Below are 22157 nucleotides of genomic sequence, written 5' to 3' on the forward strand. Positions count from 1 at the left end.
TACACCGCAGGAGATCCCTCACCCTCGCTGCGCTCGGGTTCGGGATGACGTGGGGAGTTACGTAGGGCCATATAAATAGAAACTGTATTGACATTTCTGTATAATTAAAATAAAATAAGAGCACAAATAAATCTATTTGGCTAAATCTTTATCTTATTCGAGCTCTGAGGATTTGCTAAAAGAAAGACTTATCTTCTCTATTAGGATAGATTGAGAACTGATGTAATTCTAGTTTTAAGTATTAAACGGGTTAGTCTTTGAGATAAAAGTAGGGACACAAGCAAAAATTTTGCTTGTAATCTTTTATTCAAAGAGATAACACGTTAATAAATAGAACTCATTTCTATCTATTCTGACCCCTATTTTATCTCATTTTAAGGAAAACTATTCCATCAGAATAGTTTCTTACAATAACTTAAATATGAGGTATTCCATGCGTGATAAATTTGAAGGTATTAATAATCGAATTTGGTTTAGATATAATGAAGAAGGAGATTGCTATGACCTTGATGATAGTTCCTATTTAGAAATTAATACCGATACAATAGATTTTGGTGCTCCTGAATTATATGATCCAGAGACACAGACACTAGACCTGAGGTATATACACTTTACAGGGGGATATCAAGGAGACTTCATCGGGGATGTCATTTCCTATTTAAATGTACATCCTGAGGTTAAATGTTTCAAAACTGATGGTTGGGATTACAATAGATTAGAAGAGCTTGCAGCGGTTACCTCTCTGACCAGTCTTGATCTGAGTGGAACTGATTTAGTAGATGAATGTTTACCTATTCTGTTAGGCCCCGAATCAAATCTAACTGAACTGAATTTGCAAGGTACATTTGTAACCCATACTGCTGTATTACCTTATCTAAAACGGAACATCATAATTCATCTCTCATCAGAAGGATTAGAAACCTATTTAGATTTTGATACGGGATTATGGAATAAGAGGGATACGCCACAACCTGATGTCGTTGCTGCTTTTAAATCAAAAAAAATACAAGAACGAACGGATTGTTTAAGAGATTATGGTCTAACCGACAATGTACCTTCTTTATTGCAGTACTCATTATTCAATGTTCTTAAGACCCCCCAACTGAATACACCTGCAACTAAAACATTATTAGGTGAAGATATGCAGGAGAAATTAGAGCAGTTAGAACAATCTGGATTTCAATTCAAATAATCTTGAACTCAATTCTCAAAGAGCTATGCTGCTAAATTATGCATAGCTCTGAGGAGCGAGTTGTCTCAAAAGAAATATTGTCAAAGAAGAAAAAATAATAATTATCTTTATTTTGATTAAGTTGGCCATAAATTACAGGACATAATATTCCAAGCAGTATTAGCTAATGAAAGGATCAAACGGTCTAAAATTGGGATTCATTTCATAAATATCTCTTAGTTCAGTAAGGCATTGGTACAAACAATCAACGTAATTGGCATCAAACAATGTTCCCTTACCTTCTTCTAGATGTTTTAATATGGTTTCTTGTGATATCACATTTCGATAAGGCCTATTTGTTGACATTGCTTCATATACATCCGCAATAGCCACGATGCGCGCTGGTATGGTGATTTCATCACCTTTGAGCCCATTAGGATAGCCAGACCCATCCATGCGCTCATGATGTTGGAACACTACTGATTTGATATCCCAAGGAAAATCCATGTGCTCAATTATTTTATTACCTACTGCAACATGTGTTTTCATTATTTCGTATTCATTCATAGTCAATCGTCTTGGTGTAACTAAATACTCCATAGGAATTGCGATCTTTCCAATATCATGTATGAGAGCTCCATAATATATCGCGCTTAAACAATGTGGATTAGTAATATTTGCTCTAGTAGCAATGTTCAGTGAAAGCAACGCCACACGTTTTTGATGCCCTGCAGTATAAGAGTCTCGAGACTCTACAAAGTCAGAAAAAGCTAAAATTGTATCTAAAAAAGATTGTTGTAATAATCTCTTGTCGATTTTTAATTGCTTATTAAGATCAATTTGTGATGTGATGTGATGTCTTCAAAATGTATCATGTAAATTGATTCATTAACCAGGATATTACTTACCGGAATAACGCGAACAATGAATGTTCTCTCTGCAACGGCTATTTCTGAACGAGTTTCAACTCTTTGTTCAACAGCTTGTTTAAAATAATCGGGTACGGTACTTTGTAGTGGATACACGTTCCAAAAAGGTTTATCTTCTGGCTTATCAGTTCCTAATTCTTTATATGATTTGTTTGCAAATAATATGACTCCGATCTCATTGCAAACCAGGTTGGGGCTCAATAATTTATCAAGAAGCTGAAACATAAAAGTAGCAAGTTTTTCTTCTTCTTCGCTATTAAATTTCATACGTAGTTATTTTGTTGCCTTTTAACAATAATATTTTAATTATAGCAAACGCTATAACTTTTGGTTTTCATGGCATTTTTCTCATCGCGTTAATCAATCACTTTAACGGTAGTTATCTGATTCATGAGGTATTCGTTTGGGAAAAATATCTTTAGGCTGGGCTTGTGCGAATAACGTCGCAGATGGATATTTTGGCGAAAAAGATTTGTCGGGCTTAATTGTAGCCCGACCTATGTTTGCTATTGGAAATAAAAAAGGAACCTTTAGATTTTAGAATGTAAATGTACCAGTAACATCACACATAGCTACCTTTTTTTACAAATTCGCAGCTAAAACGCTAGATTCATCTATTTGGGGAATGCAGGTTTTTAATGGTTTAAAAAATAATAAACGGGGTTGGCCACCGAACTTGGTAAATTCTTCCTGCTCCTGATGTTTCAGTGTTTTCTGTAAGATTCTTTTTGAACCTTCATTTGAAGGGTGAACAGTAGCAACGATTTCTTTAATGTTCTGCTCTAAGGATTCATGCTCACTTTCAGAAATAATGTATTTAATAAACTTTTTCCCTAGGATTGCGATTTCAGTTCCATAACCTTTTCCCCAAAAAGCCTGTTCAATAATATAAGCAATTTCTCCGACATTTTGATGCCCGGCTCCTACCTTGGAGAAATCGTCTAAAGAATGTTTTACTTGGAGAAAACCAATAAATTCTTGAGTAGTTGCATGATAAATTGAAAGCACTGAGAATTTGTTACCAGAGTTCCAACGTTTCGTTTCGTCTTTTATGAACTCTTTTACAGCAGAAGGTTCCCAAGTTTTACCTTCACCAAACATCTTTATATTTTCAGGATTCTCTAAAAGATGAATATATTTATCAGTTAAAAAACTCTCTTCATCTTGATTAAGGGATCTGGCCTCCAACCTGTTCGAATAAATTGAGTAATGATTCGATTCGCTTTTAATACGTACATTACCCAATTTTTTTGATGTATAAGTTACTTGTTTCATTATTGTCTTCCTCGAGTATTTTTATTAAACAGTGGTTCCCATCAAGGGACTGTAATAACAGATTCGCGTCTGTATAGAGGGGTTTGCAGTAAGAACTCACTGACGTTGTGTTTCACAATATCTTTAAGGCAATGATTGTGAGCAAATACTTTGCGTTGTCGTTCAGAACTTGTCCCTGAATCCATAATCACTTTAAGAGTTGAAAAATAATTTTGATAGTCCAATTTTTTAATGTATGGCTTTAATTTTTCAAACCATTCATGGATGTCTTCGCGCATCAATTTGGTTTTACCTTCAGTATTGATGACTAATTCAGCATCCAAACCATAACGAATAGCTCTCCATTTGTTTTCACGAGAAAGCCAATAAGGAGGATAGGCGACTGATTCAAGCCAACTTCCATTATCAGCAAACCAATGGGCAAGTGTATGAATCAAGGCAACTAAAGCAAGCGTCTCTGATAAAGTGGCTGCTCCATCACAAACACGAATTTCTAATGTTCCAAAACCAGGACTTGGTCTTAAATCCCACCATAAGTCTTTAAGTGATTTGATCGAACCGCATAATATCAATGATTTATATAGAAGCTCAAAATCTTGCCATGTTCGAACATGATAGGGTTGTCCTGCAGTGGGTAGCGCTTCATAAGTAGTTGGTCGATAAGAAGCAAGACCTGTATCTATTCCTTGCCAGAATGGAGAGCTTGAAGACAGCGCTAATAAATGAGGTAAAAAATACATAAAAAAATTGTTAAAACGAATACAGTCTTCACCATTGGACATGCCAATGTGAACATGTAAGCCATATACGCTCATACGCCGGGTAAGCCATTGATTACGATCAATTAGCTCTTGATAACGAGTTGTAGGAGAGACGACCCAATCGGAGTATTTAGAGAAAGGGTGAGAGCCGGTTGTGGAAAACAAAATCCCTAAATCCTTTGTTGCTCGTTGTAATGAGTCGAGTGTTTTATAAAGATCATCTTCAATTTCCTGGGTAGTAATACATTTATCTGTAGTTACTTCTATAGTACTTAAATAAAATTCTTGCTTAATTTTTTCGAGATGGGATGTGGCATTAAGCACATCAGTTGCTCTTGAGCATAAATTGTAATTTTTCGAGTCAATGAGTTGGAGCTCAATTTCTACTCCTAATGTTAATACTCCATTACTGTTAAAATAAATTTCTTCTTCTATAGGAGCGCAGGTCAATTGCGAGGAATTTCTGGTTGATTTTAAGAGTTTGTTAATTTGATTATCCATTCGATAATCCTCCCTTTGTTGATAATACTTGAGAATGACTAAAGTGATTTGCGTATTGAAAATAAATTTCAATATTATTTTTGAGGATGCTTCTATAGTTATATTGAATACTTGGATACAATAGTTAATGCCCTTAAATATTTATATCTATTGATATTATTTGTATACAAAGTATTTGTCATAGTAATGGGTATATAAGTTCATTGCAACCGTTAATAGGTAAAGAATCATCCATGATTGATATCGAGAAAAAATCCCTTGACGACAAAATAACAGCTGCTCAACAGTCAGAACAGCGTTCCAAAAGCATCATTCTTGCCTTACGAAAAATTATGCAGCAGATGGATTATCATTCCAGAAGATTAAACAAATGCTATGGTTTAACTGTGCCGCAAATAGTCTGTTTGTATGAAATTTATGAAAATGGAAAAATGACCATATCTGCTCTTTCAAAGAAAATTTATTTATCAATGAGCACTATTGTAGGGGTAATTGACCGACTGGAAGAAAAGCAATTTGTTAATCGAACACGTGATATTCAGGACCGTCGTATTATTTATATCGATATTACAGAAAAAGGGAAAGAGTTTGTTTCTGCTGCTCCTTATCTTTTGCATAATAGACTGAACGATAATCTTCAGGTTTTAACTGTAGAGGAACAAATAGCGCTTGCTAATTCAATCAATGTATTAGTTGAACTTTTAAGAGATATATAAAGTTATTGAGTGGGCAATGGCATTGTTATAAGATGAATCTTATTATAAGAATATGATAAATCAAGATTTTTAAATGCCAAAAGAAAATATTTTTCATCAAAGACGCATTCTATTCGCCAAGTTAAATGACATAGAGGCCAAGATACCAATTATCGTTGCGGCTACTTCGGAAGAGCTTTCTCAACCAGAAAATCATTTCAGTATGACAGAAGAAGAAAAGACTCTTTCCAGGCTGCAATTATTTACAAAAAAAGGCAAAATGTTTGCATATAATAACAAACAACCTACGACCAGAATCACTAAGCTTGCTAGCGACAGCATTACCCTACTCGGAAAACCACAGCAAATGTCGCCTGTATCCATCATGCAAAATGAAGCGCTTTTTTTCATTCTGAAAGATAAAGCAAATCAATATTTGGAACGTGTATTAAAAGTTAAATTGAAGGAGAGTAAAACAGATACCTATTTGCAAAAGATGGTCATGCAGTTATTTCAGATAATAAAAAATTCATGTCCGAGTGAAGGCGAAATTATTCATTTAGCTACAATGGAAAGAGATCTTTCTGCGCCTGATGCGAGTAAAAATCGATTAACTACGGAATTTAGCGCTTTATTACTTACAGAATTAAGAAATAAGATTGCTCAAAATAAAGAACACTGGAATGTAGAATTAGATAGAGTTTTTGCGTTAAAACAGCGCACATCACGTGCGGAGTCATATGGCATCCATCGAATTGCACAACAGCCATTAATGCTTTACCAATCGAGAAATTTTGACGACAAAATAAATCCAAAAGAGAAATTAATTATTGTTGATGATCATATTCAAGCTGGCGCAGCGATATATTGTGCCGCTTCTGAAGCGATGAATAATGACGCCAAGGTGCTTGGTATCGTATCGATAACAGCACATAAAAATGCCCTTTTTTTAAATATCCAGTCAGATGTTAAAGAATTTCTCATTAGTTTGTTGCCTAATGGGGTAGACGATCTCCCCGTCTTAAATGAAATACTAAAAATTGTTGGATTAAGTATTGATACTTTGACTAATATTGAGGGCATGATATTAATCTCAATTTTGTGCGATTCAACCAATAAAGAATTTAAATCAAGATTTGAACAGTTGCTTAAAAAATATGATGCATCAGAAGTGATCAATCATTCACTTTTTGAAAATCAAAAAAATAGTTTAATGGAAGAATTTGAAAAGCCCAAAGTAGAATTTGCAAATTTTGAGAGCGAGTTATTGATTGCAATAGAAAAAAACAGATACACGGTACCCTATCAGAAACAAATTGTATTATCAGATGAAGAGGGACAGGATATTCAAAAACAAGCCAACAAAAGGATGAATCTTCCTTGGTTATTATTTGATTTTGATGATACGTTACATCATTTAAGCGATAATACGTTTACTATATTTCAAGATATTATTAAAACATATTCTGGCAAAGAAATACCAATTGAAACAATTAAATCAACACGTAATACACTGAAAAATAATGGAAAATATCAATATCAAGAAATGCTCTTAACGTTCATCAAACAATTTAATCGGGAAGTTCAAATTTCTTGCGAAGATATTACCCAATCCTACCAGGAACGTAAAAATGCAGAACCATTTTCACCAAAAATGTCTAAAGAAGATTTCTTAGCCCTAAGAGCTAAATATAGAATCGGTATTATTACGGATGGTTCAACCTTTGAGAGCAAGGTTCCCAAGATTAAGGAATTTTATGGAGTGGATATCGATGGATATATCCATAAAGGCGATAAGTTACCAGCCAAACCCAATGCAACGATGTTTCATGAGTTTTGCAAAAAATACCATGTGCAAGACAAACCTGTTGCTTATGTTGGTGACAAAGTTGATTTAGATGGTGGAATGGCAAAAAATGCGAATCTTAGATTTGTAAAAGTTGATGCTACGCAGCCAACTATAAATATGGAACAATTTACCAAAGAATTAAATGCGATTGAACAACAAAGAATGGTCGCGAGAAAGAGATGGGAATTCTTCAGAAACGCCGTTTTAACAAAAACAACAGAAATGGAGAGCAGAAGAAAAATTTTGGAATTGACCTTATAGAGATAAATTTTGTTGTAATTCATATTTCATTTGTGAGTCTTATGTAGCGCATCAACTACCTAAAATGCGAGCTACCATCGCACTGAAGTTAGTTTTGTAACAAGGTTCCAACATAAATCAACTTTAGTTAACAAAAAAAACTTCATGAAGAATTATTGCAGGAATATAGCTACTAGTGGACAAGTCCGACTGTGCAGTAACCCCAGGGTATTTTTTCTGTTTCTTTTTACAAACAAATTTATTTGACCAAATGATTTTATCATGCAAGAATAGGAAGCATTTTAATCAAATTGTTCCTAATATGAGTAAGTTTCTTTGTTTGTGCTGTTTATTATTAATTCAAATCCATGCGTACGCAAGTCCTGAAGAAAATACCCAAGCTTATTTTGACTCCATTAAAACAACCCCCAGTATATTGAGAAAATTTTTAACTAATATGCCTAAAGGAGGGGATTTGCATATGCATCAGAGCGGCTCATCATTTGCTGAAAATCTAATTCATTATGCTGAGATGGATAGTTTATGTATTGATACAAACAATTTGTCTGTTTCTATCAATCCTTCATGCAATGCAGAAGATTATTTAGTGACCGCTATACTGAATAAAAAATTATACCATTCGTTGATTGACGCATGGTCGATGTGCCATTTTGATACAATGAAAAATGAATCAGGACATGATCATTTTTTTAATGCGTTTGGAAAATTTAGTCTCATTACCAAAATGCATGGAGGGGAAATTTTAGCAGAAATGACTGAGCGTGCGGCTGTCCAAAACGAACTCTATTTAGAAATCATGACTACCCCAGATGGGAATGAAGCCAGCGAGCTCGGAAAACGACTGGGGTGGGATGCTAATTTAGAAAGTCTGCGCAATCAATTGTTAAGTGCTAATTTTGACCAAGTAGTGACTCATATTTCCCATAATTTGGACAAGGACGAAGCTAAAAAGAATGCATTACAACACTGTGGCACTGATAATGAACAAGCAGGTTGTCAAATCACGGTTCGTTATTTGTATCAAGTTCGTAGAGAACAACCTCCTGAGATGGTTTTTGCACAATTACTCGCGGGATTTGAATCTGCTTCCCAGGATTCACGTATTGTAGGCATTAATTTGGTTCAAACAGAAGATGGGACAATAGCAATGCGGGATTATCGATTACATATGCAAATGGTGGCTTTTTTGCATCAACTCTATCCTGATGTCCATATTTCGCTACATGCTGGTGAGCTTAATCCTCAGTTAGTAGCACCAGAGGGACTTACATTTCATATTTATGAAGCAGTAGAAACTGCTTCTGCAGAACGAATTGGACATGGTGTTGATATTGAATATGAACACCATGCATCTGAATTAATAAATAAAATGGCACAAAAAGAAGTGATGGTCGAAGTCAATTTAAGTAGTAACGATTATATTTTAGGCATCAAAGGGAGCGATCATCCCTTGGCTTCATATTTAAAACATGGTGTGCCTGTAGCTTTATCAACTGATGATGAAGGGATAAGCCGTGAGCCTTTAACGCGTCAATTTGAGCGTGCTGTTGAAGAGCAAAAACTTTCTTATCTCACTCTAAAAAAATTAGCACGAAACAGCCTATATTTTGCATTCCTGCCTGGGGAAAATCTTTGGCAAAATTCTCAATACAAGACAATGAACGACGCGTGTACTCCGATTGAATCAGATGCAGAACAACCAACACCTGCATGCCAGAATTTTTTAAATGCTAACCCAAAGGCGAAACTTCAATGGACGTTGGAAGAACAGTTCGCCAAATTTGAATCACAATATTGATACCTAATTTAGGGCGTGCAGATTGAGATAATTACCATGGTCCAAGCTGAAGCAAAAGATATCGCACTGACTTATGAGGAACTTACAAAGTTCCTGGAATATATGTTTGCAGGTACTCACTTGGCAGATCAAATGGCAGATTTTGGACACTGCAATGGATTTTCCAGCTTATTCATGAATGCCATGCGCCAAGGAGAGAAGGGTAGAACAGATTTTTACCGGCGGATTGAACTCATTAGAGAATTACTTAAGATCAAAGACAAAACATCATCTATTAGTACTTTAGATACCGTTCCTGAGCAGATGCAGGATCTTATTCGAGAAATTGTAAGGACCCTTGAAAGTCAGACCAACAGCCAACAACCTTCTTTTTTTGTAAGAGATGATCTGCCTGTCCTTAACGATTTGATTTCATTTGCACAAGAACTTGTGGTTTATCAAGCTCCAGAGTCGTTTGCTGCTTTGTTTGAAGGGGCTCTTAAAGAGCCTGTTGGGCAAGTAACCGAGCTGGTATATCCTTTAATGTACACTCCAACGGAGTATAAAAAGTGTAGCCTCGAAAAATTATCGGTTGGTCTATATAATAAATCAGAATTTTTAGATTACTTTGAACGAATTCACAATGCCTTAGCAACAAAACCAACAAAGGAAAAAGAATTATCTAATCCTGCAATTTCCTTTTTAATGGGGACTACTACGCATTCTATTAGCATTAGTTATGACACGACAACCAAAAAATGGTTCATTGCTGACAGCGAGGATATAAAAAAGGACTACTTAATCGATGGAACAACTGATACTAGAAAGCTTGCAGAATGGGTTTATAACGCTCTGGTCAGAAAGGATATAGATCAGTATATTGCTTTTTCATCAACAATATTTGCTGATACCGTAATAGTCGAAGTAATTAAGGAAACTCTTAAAAAAGATGCCACGTGGCAAACCATTCATGATCCAACAAGGAACGATTGCATCAATTATCTTAGCTATAACGATATCAGGTTACTTCATATCCTGGTTTCAGAGGCCGAGTTAAGCACTATTGCAAACTATCTTGACTATGTAAAAAAGCTATCAGCAAATACCCCATTGTTTTTTGATAGGACAAATTATCTGGAGCAAATCCTAAACGCTCAAGATAGATTTGGATATACACCTTTAATGTTTGCTATTGATAAAGCGGATTTTGAACGAGTCGATTTACTGCTTAAATATAATCCTGATTTAAATTTAAAAAATAAAGACACGGAACAAAGTGAAGGCCAAACAGCTCTTGAATTAGCTCAATATAATCTAAAGCAATATCATGAGAGGGGGGGGAGCAATAAGCAAATCATAGAGTCGTATTCTAAAATAATAGACGTTTTGGAAGTGCACTTAAAACTTAACACTATAAGCAATAAAAAATGAATTGAAAGGGCACCATTGGTCCTGATTTAACCATGGACCATTTTGAGTGAGGTGGTCAAGTAAAATATACCCTCAGTTAATTTTTTTTCTAAAATTACCGCTCCCATCTCAAATTGGTTCGGGTTTTATATGGACTTTGGTAAAACTTAGAGAATCTAGCTAATCAATTGATTCGTGCTCTACAAAAGCCAATACATATCTAACAATTACCTCATTCAATGAAGGCAGAAAAACACGCAAACAAGGCCGGGCAGTAAATTAGGTGCCCAGCCTAATATGTTAGTCCACACGGCTTCATTTAAATGGAAGTACCAACTTAAATAGAAATCTAGAAATTGGCTTTAGTTATTGATAGGTTGCTGGTTATTTCATCACTGCTAAGTGCCTCAAATTTACGAAGCATAACAGTAGCTTCTTCGATATCCTTTTTAGGTGAGTTCGATTTCATAACCCAATCCAAAGCTGTATAACCATTACTGGATGGTATATTAACATCTATTTTTAATTTCTCTTGATAACTTAATATTAATTTTAATAAAGGCAAATTTACTATGGAACTTGCTTTGCGTAATGCCAATGAATAATCTTTTTTATCAATTGCATTTAATAAAGGCATAAAATGTTCATTATCCCCACATAATTTTTTTGCTTTAGTCATTAACCGCTCATGATGATGCTGCTCAGAATTCAATTGGTGTAAAAAAGAGAACTGAGGCTCGATATGTGTTCCAATTTTAGAATTTTGATCGTCATTATTGGATTTTAAAGAAAGAATATTTTCTTCAATAATTGCAACAAATGAATCAATGGCCTGGGGGGGCGCTGGTAATTCCATGGGGTCAACAGCTATTTCTAGTTGAGTAGAGTTAAGAGTATCTACAATTGAAGGTATTTCATTGTTCATTAGAGCTAAATAATCTTGTTGCCCTTTTTTGACCACTTCTAATGCTTCATCAGTGGATAGCATCTCCAATCGATTTGGATCTATTATTAAACAAAGTGGTAGATTATGTTTGGCTAATAGTCGGTTAAGTAAAATATAAAAAGTTCGACAATTGCCATCCGAAAATGGATGCAATTGATTGAACGATTTTATATGCTGAACAATGATTCGTAGTATTTGTTCATCATTTGTACCTGCCTTACTAACTGCTTCGTTATATGAATTACAAAGGTCCTTCAATTCTTTTTTCATTAATTTTTGAATCGATAGGTGATTTCCAGATGTAGGTAAAAGCTTGTTATCTAAAATGTTAATGAAACACTTATATTCAGTATTGGTTAGGAGTGATGCAAATAATTTGTTGAACCCTGTAGCATTTGAGGAATAGTCCTCTGTTTTGCTGGTCACGCCCAAAAGTTGCCTTTGCTGGAAAATTACACTAAGACCTTTTTTTCGTTTTGAGTCAAAAGGATATAAAAATAGTTCTTGTCCTGAGGGCTTTGTTGGCTTGAAGTGAATGTAATGAAAGGGATTTTGCTTATCAACAAACCAAAATTTTAAAAATTCTTCAAATCCTTGTTGTGAACCATTTGGATTTATTGCTTGCGCTATCCGGCCATCAGGGGTTCTTAACTCAGCTAGGCCTACAGTAAAAAAATTGGGTGAATTTTTAAGATGTCCTGGATGACCATTTGGTTGATGAGCTAATGCTTGAGCATGTATACCACAAATTATCTCAGGGCTAAGTCCATCAGTTAAAGGATCATTAAAAGCATAGTTATAAGCATTCAACATGGCATGTGTATACCCAGCCTCACGTTCTTCAAAAGTCTGGATATTATCAGCTGAGGATAATTTTATAATATCTATTAAAAATAGGTGTAAATATTTTTTAAAATCTTCCGCTGGAAATTTTTTGCTTGTGCTGTCATCTGTATGCATAAAATAATGCCTTGTATCTGCTACGTTTGGTAGCAACGTTGTCAATTTGCGCGATATTTTATATTAATATCTTAAAAATAAAAGATATTTTTTGAATCTAATATAATCTTCTTTGAGGCGCAAAAGGGAGGGGGCGATTTCCGAAGCTTGGATTTAATTCATCCATTACTAGGATATTATCGAATCACCCATTAAAATCGGACGTTAATTGCAGTTCAGAAAAAATAATCTATTGCACTTTTTAAATTGGTTTGGATACCTGAAAAACATCTAATCTATAAATTTAAATAAATACTTTCAGATACCAGTTTTCTGGCCTATCTCGTTGCGAGTAAATGGGCCTGAATTACCCGAAGCCGTGTTGATTCCAGACAAAATAGAAGCCTTGTCTGTTATTTTGATGGCATTCCCGCGCAGGCGGGAATCGATCTCACAAACAAAGTAATAAACTGATTTGATGGATAGATTCCCGCCTGCGCGTTCTCTCAAGAATCCAATTAAGCTTGGGCTTGCTGGCGGAACTCGATAGCTTGCTCACATGAAATTTTCGGTTATAACACCAATTCTGATCCTATCAATCGACTATACTGAATAAATGATGATAGGGATTGGGAGTTTTACCGATCATGGCAAAAACAAAAGTTCAATTAAATAACAATCCTCCCTTCCAATTAATGATCTGTGGAACCAATCATTCTGGTAAAACAACACTTTGTAATGCATTGCGGGGTGCTGATTCACCAGGGAATCTACATACGTCTTCTATCGATACCTACGACATCCCAATTGAAGATGGATCTAAACTTAGATTGCTTGATTTCGCAGGTTCATACGAGCATGTAGTTCCATACCTACGACAACACTATATCGAACAATCGCAAATTTGTGTGGTTTGCATCGATAGAGAAAATACGCATTCACTTGAGGTGGCTAAAATGGCTGTCAAAGAGATTCGCGAACTCGATCCGGACAAAAAAATTGTTATCGCCCTTACTAAAGAAGATAAATACTTGAAATTGCGTGATTATGAAATAGTAGTGAAAGATTGGGAACTTAATAAACTTAAAGAAGAATATGACCTCATAGGCTCTATCAAAACCAGTGCAATCAATAACAGGGAGGGGGCAGCAGAACTGCGAAGCACACTGCTCCAACTTAGAGAGGAAATTATCCTTAGGGAAGAAAGGAAAATTCCTGATATTTCATCTTTAGAGGAATATTTCCCCGGGGAAGAATCCTTGGACGAAGTAATAAGGAGAATGCATAATTTATCTGCACTCTTTCATAACGCTCAGATAGAACTATCCGTGCAGGAGGCTATGGCAAAAAAAGAATCTAACACTGATGCTTGGAAGGCCATAAATAAATCAATTGAAGTAGTGTCTAGCTTTTCAGATAAGTTAGATCAGATAACAAAAATTCCGGGTCAGATGAAGAGTGCAACAGATGTACAAAAGAGGGATTTGATGGTTAAAGCATATGAAGCTGCATTTAGTGAGTTTGCTTCCGAAGCCAAGTCCGAATTATTAACAGTCCATCCTCCCAAAAATGTAAAGCCTTTGTTAGTCAGACTGGTACGTGCATTATACAAGTTTCGGTGGCATACCGATGCAGAGAAAACAGAGATTGAGCGAGTTAAACATCAAACTGACTTCAAAAACAGACTTCAGATGGAAGAGGGACGATATAAGGAAAAAAACAGCAGCAAGGCTCAACCTGCAGCCAAAAAAGACGAAACTGAATTAGATTCTAGTATGCCCTGATTCGTTAGCATAGTCGGACCATACATGAGTTCGTTTCATCATAGAGGTTAAGAACGTGCGACTAAATGGATCTGAACACTATGTTTTCGAAAGGTTCAGATGCCTAATGAGACTAAGTGCAAAGATCTCCTCATTATAAGGGATATGCAGGGGTGTTCCTATTGAGATTATCTTCCATAAGTCTGGGTTGATTTGTCGCCGCATGAATTTGTGCCACCCATCCAGCCACGGTATGAATGAGCAACCCCTCTATGGTGCTTGTTTCTGAAGAATCTAGCTCAACAGCGAGCTTGTTATTAATCAGGATATAACATAGGAGATGGCAGGCCGTGCGGCGAATAGTGTCATCGTTATGTTTCAGAAGGTTTTTATTCCTAACTGAGTCAAAAATGTCACCTGGTATCTCCTCACCCATTGCGGGGATAAGTTTCATGAGACAGCATAATGCAGCGAGACAAGTTGCCGAACATGACTCAACCAGCTTATTTTTTACAGTGGTGATTACGGCAACCTGGATTTCTTTATCCATTGAGGGGGCTAGTGCTGCTAAACAGTCCAATGCCCCACTACAAATAATTTTATCTCGGTCATCCAGTTTGGTTTTCAGAACCTCAATAAGATTTGCCAGTGTTCTTTTGTCTATTCTAGGCGCTAGTGCAGCGAAACAGTGACAGGCTGCAAGACGGACATCCGCTTTGGAAGCATTTAGCTCGTTTTGCAGTGGGTCCACAAGTTGTTCTAATATTTTTGCATCCATTTTTGGAATTGCCGCTTCTAAAAAATTTAATGCTTTTCCATGCTCAATAAAATTACTGTCATCCAGTATGTTTCTGGTAAGGTGAACAAGCTGTTCCAGCGATTCTTTTTTCATTCTGGTAACAAGCTTTGTGAGACAGTAGAATGTTTCTTCGCGAACAAATTCCTTCGGGTCATCTAATTTGTCTTTTATTGCGTCAATAAAGGCTTCTGGTACTTCTTTATCGATTGCATAGGCTAATTCTGCGAAACAATATAAAGATTCAATACGAACATTCGCGCTGGGGTCATTCAGCATTTTTTTTACTGTCTCGGTAATGGATTTCAATCTCTCTTTTTCCATACAAGGAACAAGTGCTTTCAAACAGCGTAGAGCAGCGCTACGAACAAAATATTCCTTATCGTTGAGTTTATTTTTTACTGAGTTAGCAAGCTGTTCCTGCATCTCGTTATCCATTGCAGGAATAAGATCGTGTAAAAAGTCTAAAGCACTTTTTCTAACTTTAGGATTGTTGTCATCCAATGTATCTATCACTGAGCCTATAAACTGTTTCAGTATGTCTTTATCCATTGCAGGAACAAATTCTGGTAAATAGTCTAATGTTCTAAGTCTAACCTTCCAATCACTATCATGAAGCTTGCTCGTGATTGAGTCGAAAAGAGAACGTAGTCTTTCCTTGTCTATTTCAGGAGCAAATGCGGCTAAACATTTTGCTGCCGCGGTGTTGATCTTCCATGAGGGATCATCGAGTTTATTTTTCACTGGCTCGATAAGGGGTTCCAGAGTTTTTTTATCTATTGCGGGAGCGAATACAGCGAAAAAATGTAAGGCCTCATGGATAACGTCTCCCGCATGTTCGCGCTGTAAATCCTTATCAGTGCAATTCAGCATGTTTAGTACTGGAGCAACAAGGACGCCCAACATGTCTTCTTCTATTTTAGAAGCCAAGGCTGTTAAATATTGTAATACTGCAAGAAATGGTCCGCTTCTGTTGTCATCCATGTATTTCATCAATGAGTTGAAAAGGGGAGCCAAGGTTTTTTTATCCAAATTGGATGCTAAGGTAGACAGGATTTCATTGATTGCTCCATGAACAAAACCATAGTTATAATCTAGCGAATTGCTTATTATGCAAACAAAAAGTTGAAGCGTTTTTTTATCCACTTTCTGGGCTAACACAACAAAAAGTGTTAATGCTTGCCAACGAACCTCCCTGTTCGGATCAGTCAGTTTGATATGCAATGCATTGACTAAGGTTTTGAGTTCTTCTTTAGTCACTGCTTCAATTAGAATTTCCCTAAAAAAAATCACATCCATTAAATTTTTAGGTAATATGCTGACTATGTCTAATGAGTTTAGTGGTACTTTATTTAGGGCGGCGGTTAGCTTGATACCCTGCATGAGTTGCTTGATGCTCAAATTTGGGTTTTTCATTTGAACTGCCAGTTTTCTATCTAAATAGCCTAAATGCTCGGGATCAAGTTCCGTTAACACATCTTCAGAGTTGAGGAGTGTTGTTAATATCTTGACTTGAGCGGGATAATATTCAATGCCTTCTTTGTTAAACAAAGCAAGTTCTATTGCTCTTTGCTGTCTCCTGGTTCTTTGCTTTCTGCCGTTATTCGCTAACCATGCGGCTAAGAAATCCTGTGGCGTGTCTATATGGGAATACAGATATGCGGATACTTCCAGGGGCGCTTTTTTAAAAAATTTAGCAGCATGTGACAAAGAGGTAACCTCCGATGAATTACAGTAAGCGTGATGCAGGGGACTGACTATATACAATAGATAATATTAATTAAATGTTTTTTTGCACATAGTGTTTTAATTTCAGTTTAAGACTAATTAGGTTCAGTGCAACAAATAGATAAACTTACCCCGTAATTCCAGCCGAAATGAAATTGAATATCTCGTGCAAGAAAATGGGATCATCGAAAGCTGTAGAGAACTATATTCCTGTGATTGAAATTTATTACGACCATTATTTAAACATAGGCGGCACAATTATTCAAAATAAAATCTTTGTGCTTGTTTTTAATTCAGTTTGAATTATAATTGGCGCACCTGCACCAATTTATGAATTACTGGAGTATTTAATGCGTAATTTAACTCAATTGCCTCTATTTAAAAACGCGGCTTCGATTTTAGAGGATCTTGAGCAATATAGAGATACTCCTGAAATACAGGAGGGTGCCAAGCAACTAGTGCAGGCATTAAATGCATCCGAGATGTCTTCTCCCGTTTTTTATCACCCGTCTCTGCCTAAGTACGCATTAAGTGCATTTGAAAAGGAGGAAATTAATGAAACTCAATTTATTTCCATGTTACTTATTTGGGCTGCTTTAAAGGACTACTCTCAAAAGGAACAAATCTCATTAAATGTATATAAATTAACGGATAAGGATGAAGTTGCGCAGCAGAAATTAAGGGGATATCTAACAATTCAGCACATAAGTAACCATTTTATTGGCGATGGTGGCAACGGAATAAAAGATGATATGGATGATAATTCAGAGGAAAAATTATTCAAATCGATACTTGATCAAGATATTCCAGAATCAGAGCGTTGCTTTTATACCTTTGTCGTTAAGGACCCGGGCGAATATTTCGGGATTTTTGAAGCGATAAAGCGAACTGGTTTTGATTTACTGATGCCAAAAAAAATCAAATCGGGAGAATACGAATTTATTATTCCTTCGATGACGATTATTCAATCTGTTCTTAATGTGCTCGTACAAAAACCTAAAAAACTGTATCCACAAATTGGTGAAAATGATTTTGATGATGTTTATGAGATGCATCGACTGGACGCACATCCATTTGGTTTAAGTTTTCCTGAAACGCATGAGAAATCAGAAGCGGATAATCTTAAGTCAGGTTGCTTCGGATTCGCATTACATGATCTCTATCATGTTGTCCTCTTGTCTTTTACTTCCGAAGCACATAAAGATGTCTTTAATGCAATGATTGATCTGGGAAAAAAACTTCATTCTACTGCCGAGGAGCAAAAGAAAAGAAGCTATAGCGAAGCAGTTGGATCTTTGATAGATAATGAATTTCGACAGTATGTTGCAGGTAGTACGCTAAGCCAGGCGATAAGTAAACAACAAAAAACTCTTCTTGACAGTAACGAGAATGCTGTAATTGCTGCAATGATGGGGGTTTTAGTGAAATCGGTATTCTATGAGCAAATTTTAGAACACTCACATCCAACAACTGATGCCGATTATTCCAAGGAAACTGAAGACTATATTCAAACCCTTGAAAAAATTAACCCAAAGAATACTGTTGCAGAAAAATCAGAATTTTGCCGGGAGTTATTGGCTCAGCTTTTTCAAGCGAATGGAATCTTAAACCAACAAGAGATCAAGTTAAATCGACTAGTAGATATTTTATTCAATGAAGAGCGAATCGTAAACACTCTTGGATTAGATAGAGTGCTATCATTTGATTTTACTGGCTTTGTTTCGGCATATAAACATACCGTTAGCCTAATTCAACAACAAATGGTCCATTGTGTGCGTGATCCTAAAAATCAAAAGGAAGGCGCTTGGTTGAACCATTATTTTGATATGGCTGGGAAGCTTCAAAAAGCCGTCCATAGCAACGATATTGAGGAAATTAAGAGGATATTTTTAAACAAAGAATACCTTCAATATTATGTGAGCCTCGATAGAATTCATGGGATAGAGCCATCGCTAATAGAGCAAGCCGCACAACTAGGTCATGTTGAGACGGTTCGACTACTTCACTCTGCTGGTGCTTCATTAAATGCTTTGATGCTTATTAATGCTGCAAAAAATAAAGATATTAAAATGATGAACTATCTTCTAGAGGCTGGAATCAATCCTACTGAGATTGATGAACGAGGACTTTCAGCTATAGATTATTGTCTTGAGTCAGGGTATATCGAGGGTTTAAAATCAGTTTTAGCCTATACGAGTTTAGGAAGACACCATTTAGAATATTTGAAATACAAAGGAATTCAAATACATCCTGATTGTAACTCACTACTAGAGCGTTATGATCAATTTAAGAAATCTCTATATGATATCTATTTTTGTTTTGAAAATAATAAGAGAGCGCAGCTTCTTTATGAGCTCGTAAAATCAAATACCGATGGCTTCTCATACCTCACTCAAATAGAATTTGACCGATTGCCAGATATACACTTTTCAAGTAATCCTAAATATTACAGTTCGCCCAATGCACATATGTATGTCAATATTTTAGATTGTCTCGAAATTGAGCAAATTCACTTGATGAACCAACATACCAAGCTTAATGTTAATCAAATTGATGAAAATGGGCGTTCTCTACTCATTAATTTAATCGATAAAGCGCATAAGAAAGATCCTGAACTGGAAATAAAAATGTATCGATTACTTATAGAGTTGGGAGCAAATGTAAATTATGTGGGGCCCAATGGAGAATCACCTCTTGGCCAAGCGCTTATCAGTAATAAATTTTATCTGGTAGAGCCTTTAATCAAAGAGGGTGCAGAGTTTCATTTTGAAGCAGATGACCTTAATTATCTCAATTCGTTATTAAAATATCTGGCCAACCATCCTGATGGCAGCAAAGATTTTAACAATGCGTTTCGACAAATGTTAAAGAATGGATTGGAGTTCAACCAGAAGAGATCTATAGCGATTCAGAAGGGATTTTTAGATTTTAATCCAGAGATAAAAATTGTGAGCCTATGGTCTCTCATGCGAGATAATCACATGCACAGAGTTAATATTGCTTTAAACCTTCGCAGGTTCTGTATCGAACAAGGAGCTAATCCAAATGAGTTGAGTTTTGATGGCAATCTGGAATTGAATGTTGCTATTGCCAATGGATGGGATGACTATGTAGTGCTTATTCTTAAAAATAATGCTGATCCTAACAAAACAGATCGCAGCGGTCTCTCTCCTTTACATGCTGCGGCAAGAAAAGGCAATGAAAAAATGATGGAGCAATTGAAGCAGTACGGTGCTAAATCAACGCTTAATTGGCGGGGCAAAACACCGGAAGAAGTGCTTAACGAAACTCAATCTGAGCAAAAAGTTTCAGCTTTAAGTATGTTTAAACCTGTCAATAATGGAAGTCTTGAGCAACAGACCAATGTTCCATCTTTAATAAATTAAGCAATTGTATCCCATATTCATTAAGGCTAATATGGGATATACCTATTATAGGATTACTACACATAAAGACGTTATGGTGTGCGAAACAATAAACCCGTGCCTATGAATGATAAACCGCTTCAATCCTTTTGTGTATGCAATGAATCATGTATTTTCCAGGTATACATGTTGACGTTAAGTCGTTCGTAAGGAAGGGCGGGAAACTCAAAATTTTTCTTGGTAATAAGTTCAACACAACATCCAACAACCGCTGCGTCATAGCGTTTTCCTGCGCCTTCTTGTAACTCATTGAGCGTCGCTTCAATTGAATTTTTAGGGCGGTACGGACGATGAGAGCTCATGGCTTCGAATACATCTGCGACAGTCACAATTTTTGTTTCAAAACGAATTTCATTAGCCTTTAATCCATGTGGATAGCCGGAACCATCCAAACGTTCATGATGATGTAAAATAATGTCGGTAATTGTTCGGTTAAAGGCGACTCGCTTGGCAATTTGATAACCTACTTCAGGATGGATTTTTATAAAACCATATTCCAATGGGGTAAGTTTTGCGGGGGAAACCAGAATCTCCATTGGAACGCGCGTTTTACCTATATCATGGATTAAAGCGCCTAAATAAATTTCATGTGTTTTTTGAGGGCTTAGGCCAAAACTTTTAGCTATTTCTTCGGCCAGTTTCGCTACACGAAACTGATGTCCTGCCGTAAATGGATCGCGTTGTTCTGTTATCGAGGCTAAGGACTCAATGGTTTTGTCTAAGATATCTTGCAATTTGTACTTTGCTTGCTGTAGCGATTGAGTCTTGTTTTTCACTAATTCCGACAAATGCTCTCGGTGCATTATCAATTCTTTATTGGTTTTTTCCAGAATATATTTTTGGCATAAATTTTCCAAAATAATGGCAGTGGAAATTGTAAAGCTATTAACAATGGGGTCAAATAAATTGAATTGGTTAAAATCGCTAATTTTTACAACAATCAATCCATAAAAAATATCTTTTGCAAATAGGGAATATACTTGCATTTCTTTGTCTTCAACTGATTCGCAAAGTTGGAAAAAATCAGCCATACTGAATGTTCCATTTTTTAAATCTATGGTTCCCAGAAGTCTTGAGTGCAGCTCTTTATCGCTTCGGTCTATATTTTTGATAAGGCAAACATCACATTCTTTTACGCCAGGTATACTGCGAATTATTTTTTCAAGATAAGGTTGAATTTGATCCGTATGTGTAAAAATGAAGAGCGCACTATGTGCAGCATAAAGCCTAAAGAGAATTTGCTCGTTATGTGTTAAATGATTCGCACTATTCATTTTTTAAATTATTCATATGATTATGCAAAAACTCATCTGGTTTAATGTATGCAGGGTTTTTGACAATTTGTCCATGCACAAACATGAGCGGGTGAACTTGCAGGACATCATAAATCAATCCCCCATCGAATTTATTCACATCATACTGACAAACTGCAGTGATCGGGTGTGTATCAAGGATGGTATTGATGAGCGCTTCATAAACAATTAACTGTTCAGAACCAGGAATATTTCTGCAAGACCATGTCATTTCCCCTGAAAGACGAGCCCCGGAAAATCCTTCGGCAATGGCTTTATCATAGAGTGTTTTTAGACGAGATAGCATTTGTTCTGGTATAAATTTTCCATCTGGACAATAAATTGAGACAGCTGGAGAAATCTCAACCTGCTTGGTTTGTGGTAATTCTACATCCAGTTCCGCGAGCCATGCTTTAACTTCTTCGGGGGTCATCGTGTCTACGAAATATCCAATTTGCTCATTGTTGGCAATTCCAGATTCGATATATTTAGATATGACTCGACGCTTCTCAGATTCATCTCGATAAATCAGACACGCATGGGCACCATGTTTAAAATGCTTATAACCAAATCCTAAAGAGATGTCTTCATCACGGTTCCTGGTCATGCTAAAATCTCCTTATCACCTCATTAGATCTA

General features: G+C 36.1%; 15 protein-coding genes. 7 read left to right on the forward strand and 8 right to left on the reverse strand.

Annotated features, from left to right (window positions below; all coding sequences use genetic code 11):
- The first annotated feature begins 433 nt into the window (after positions 1 to 433).
- Positions 434 to 1192 carry a hypothetical protein gene (locus BW930_RS13390; RefSeq protein ID WP_058469229.1) on the forward strand — a complete coding sequence of 253 codons (759 nt, stop codon included), beginning with the start codon at positions 434 to 436 and terminating at the stop codon, positions 1190 to 1192.
- A gap of 159 nt (positions 1193 to 1351) precedes the next feature.
- Here the strand turns inward: BW930_RS13390 and BW930_RS13395 are convergent, their stop codons facing one another.
- The 4 genes from BW930_RS13395 to BW930_RS13410 form a co-directional block, all read right to left on the reverse strand.
- Positions 1352 to 2023 (reverse strand): HD domain-containing phosphohydrolase, encoded by a 672-nt coding sequence (locus BW930_RS13395; RefSeq protein ID WP_082647088.1) that lies wholly within the window; start codon positions 2021 to 2023, stop codon positions 1352 to 1354.
- Positions 1990 to 2367 carry a nitrogen regulation protein NR(II) gene (locus BW930_RS13400; protein ID WP_058469231.1) on the reverse strand — a complete coding sequence of 126 codons (378 nt, stop codon included), beginning with the start codon at positions 2365 to 2367 and terminating at the stop codon, positions 1990 to 1992. Before BW930_RS13400 ends, BW930_RS13395 begins: the two co-directional genes overlap by 34 nt.
- A gap of 315 nt (positions 2368 to 2682) precedes the next feature.
- Entirely contained in the window at positions 2683 to 3375 is a 693-nt protein-coding gene (locus tag BW930_RS13405) for a GNAT family N-acetyltransferase (protein ID WP_058469232.1), read from the reverse strand.
- Positions 3376 to 3416: 41 nt separating this feature from the next.
- Complete coding sequence (locus BW930_RS13410; RefSeq protein ID WP_058469233.1) at positions 3417 to 4637, reverse strand: carboxylate-amine ligase; 1221 nt, start codon at positions 4635 to 4637, stop codon at positions 3417 to 3419.
- Between the two features lie 233 nt (positions 4638 to 4870).
- Here BW930_RS13410 and BW930_RS13415 point away from each other — a divergent pair, with 233 nt between their 5' ends.
- The 4 genes from BW930_RS13415 (at position 4871) to BW930_RS13430 (ending at position 10650) form a co-directional block, all read left to right on the forward strand.
- On the forward strand, positions 4871 to 5353 hold the full coding sequence (locus tag BW930_RS13415) for a MarR family winged helix-turn-helix transcriptional regulator (protein ID WP_058469234.1): 483 nt from the start codon (positions 4871 to 4873) through the stop codon (positions 5351 to 5353).
- Between the two features lie 73 nt (positions 5354 to 5426).
- Positions 5427 to 7442, forward strand: coding sequence for an HAD family hydrolase (locus BW930_RS13420; RefSeq protein WP_058469235.1), 2016 nt, complete (start codon positions 5427 to 5429; stop codon positions 7440 to 7442).
- Between the two features lie 301 nt (positions 7443 to 7743).
- Entirely contained in the window at positions 7744 to 9240 is a 1497-nt protein-coding gene (locus tag BW930_RS13425; RefSeq protein WP_058469236.1) for an adenosine deaminase family protein, read from the forward strand.
- Between the two features lie 36 nt (positions 9241 to 9276).
- Entirely contained in the window at positions 9277 to 10650 is a 1374-nt protein-coding gene (locus BW930_RS13430) for an ankyrin repeat domain-containing protein (RefSeq protein WP_058469237.1), read from the forward strand.
- A 328-nt stretch (positions 10651 to 10978) separates the two neighbouring features.
- On the opposite strand, the gene BW930_RS13435 is transcribed toward BW930_RS13430, so the two are convergent.
- A complete protein-coding gene (locus BW930_RS13435) occupies positions 10979 to 12535 on the reverse strand; it encodes a Fic family protein (RefSeq protein ID WP_058469238.1) in 1557 nt (518 codons plus the stop codon).
- A gap of 626 nt (positions 12536 to 13161) precedes the next feature.
- Here BW930_RS13435 and BW930_RS13440 point away from each other — a divergent pair.
- Positions 13162 to 14298, forward strand: a complete 1137-nt coding sequence (locus BW930_RS13440) for a GTPase domain-containing protein (protein ID WP_058469239.1) — start codon at positions 13162 to 13164, stop codon at positions 14296 to 14298.
- Between the two features lie 133 nt (positions 14299 to 14431).
- Here the strand turns inward: BW930_RS13440 and BW930_RS13445 are convergent, their stop codons facing one another.
- A complete protein-coding gene (locus tag BW930_RS13445; protein ID WP_058469240.1) occupies positions 14432 to 16783 on the reverse strand; it encodes a HEAT repeat domain-containing protein in 2352 nt (783 codons plus the stop codon).
- 368 nt (positions 16784 to 17151) lie between these two features.
- On the opposite strand from BW930_RS13445, the gene BW930_RS13450 reads away from it, so the two are divergent.
- Positions 17152 to 20187: an ankyrin repeat domain-containing protein gene (locus BW930_RS13450; protein ID WP_058469241.1), complete on the forward strand. Its 3036-nt coding sequence runs from the start codon at positions 17152 to 17154 to the stop codon at positions 20185 to 20187.
- A gap of 119 nt (positions 20188 to 20306) precedes the next feature.
- On the opposite strand, the gene BW930_RS13455 is transcribed toward BW930_RS13450, so the two are convergent.
- On the reverse strand, positions 20307 to 21500 hold the full coding sequence (locus BW930_RS13455) for an HD-GYP domain-containing protein (RefSeq protein ID WP_058469242.1): 1194 nt from the start codon (positions 21498 to 21500) through the stop codon (positions 20307 to 20309).
- Positions 21493 to 22125: an MEDS domain-containing protein gene (locus BW930_RS13460; protein ID WP_058469243.1), complete on the reverse strand. Its 633-nt coding sequence runs from the start codon at positions 22123 to 22125 to the stop codon at positions 21493 to 21495. Before BW930_RS13460 ends, BW930_RS13455 begins: the two co-directional genes overlap by 8 nt.
- Positions 22126 to 22157: the final 32 nt, after the last annotated feature.

The organism is Fluoribacter gormanii (assembly GCF_900156395.1).
Classification (GTDB): Bacteria; Pseudomonadota; Gammaproteobacteria; order Legionellales; family Legionellaceae; genus Legionella; species Legionella gormanii.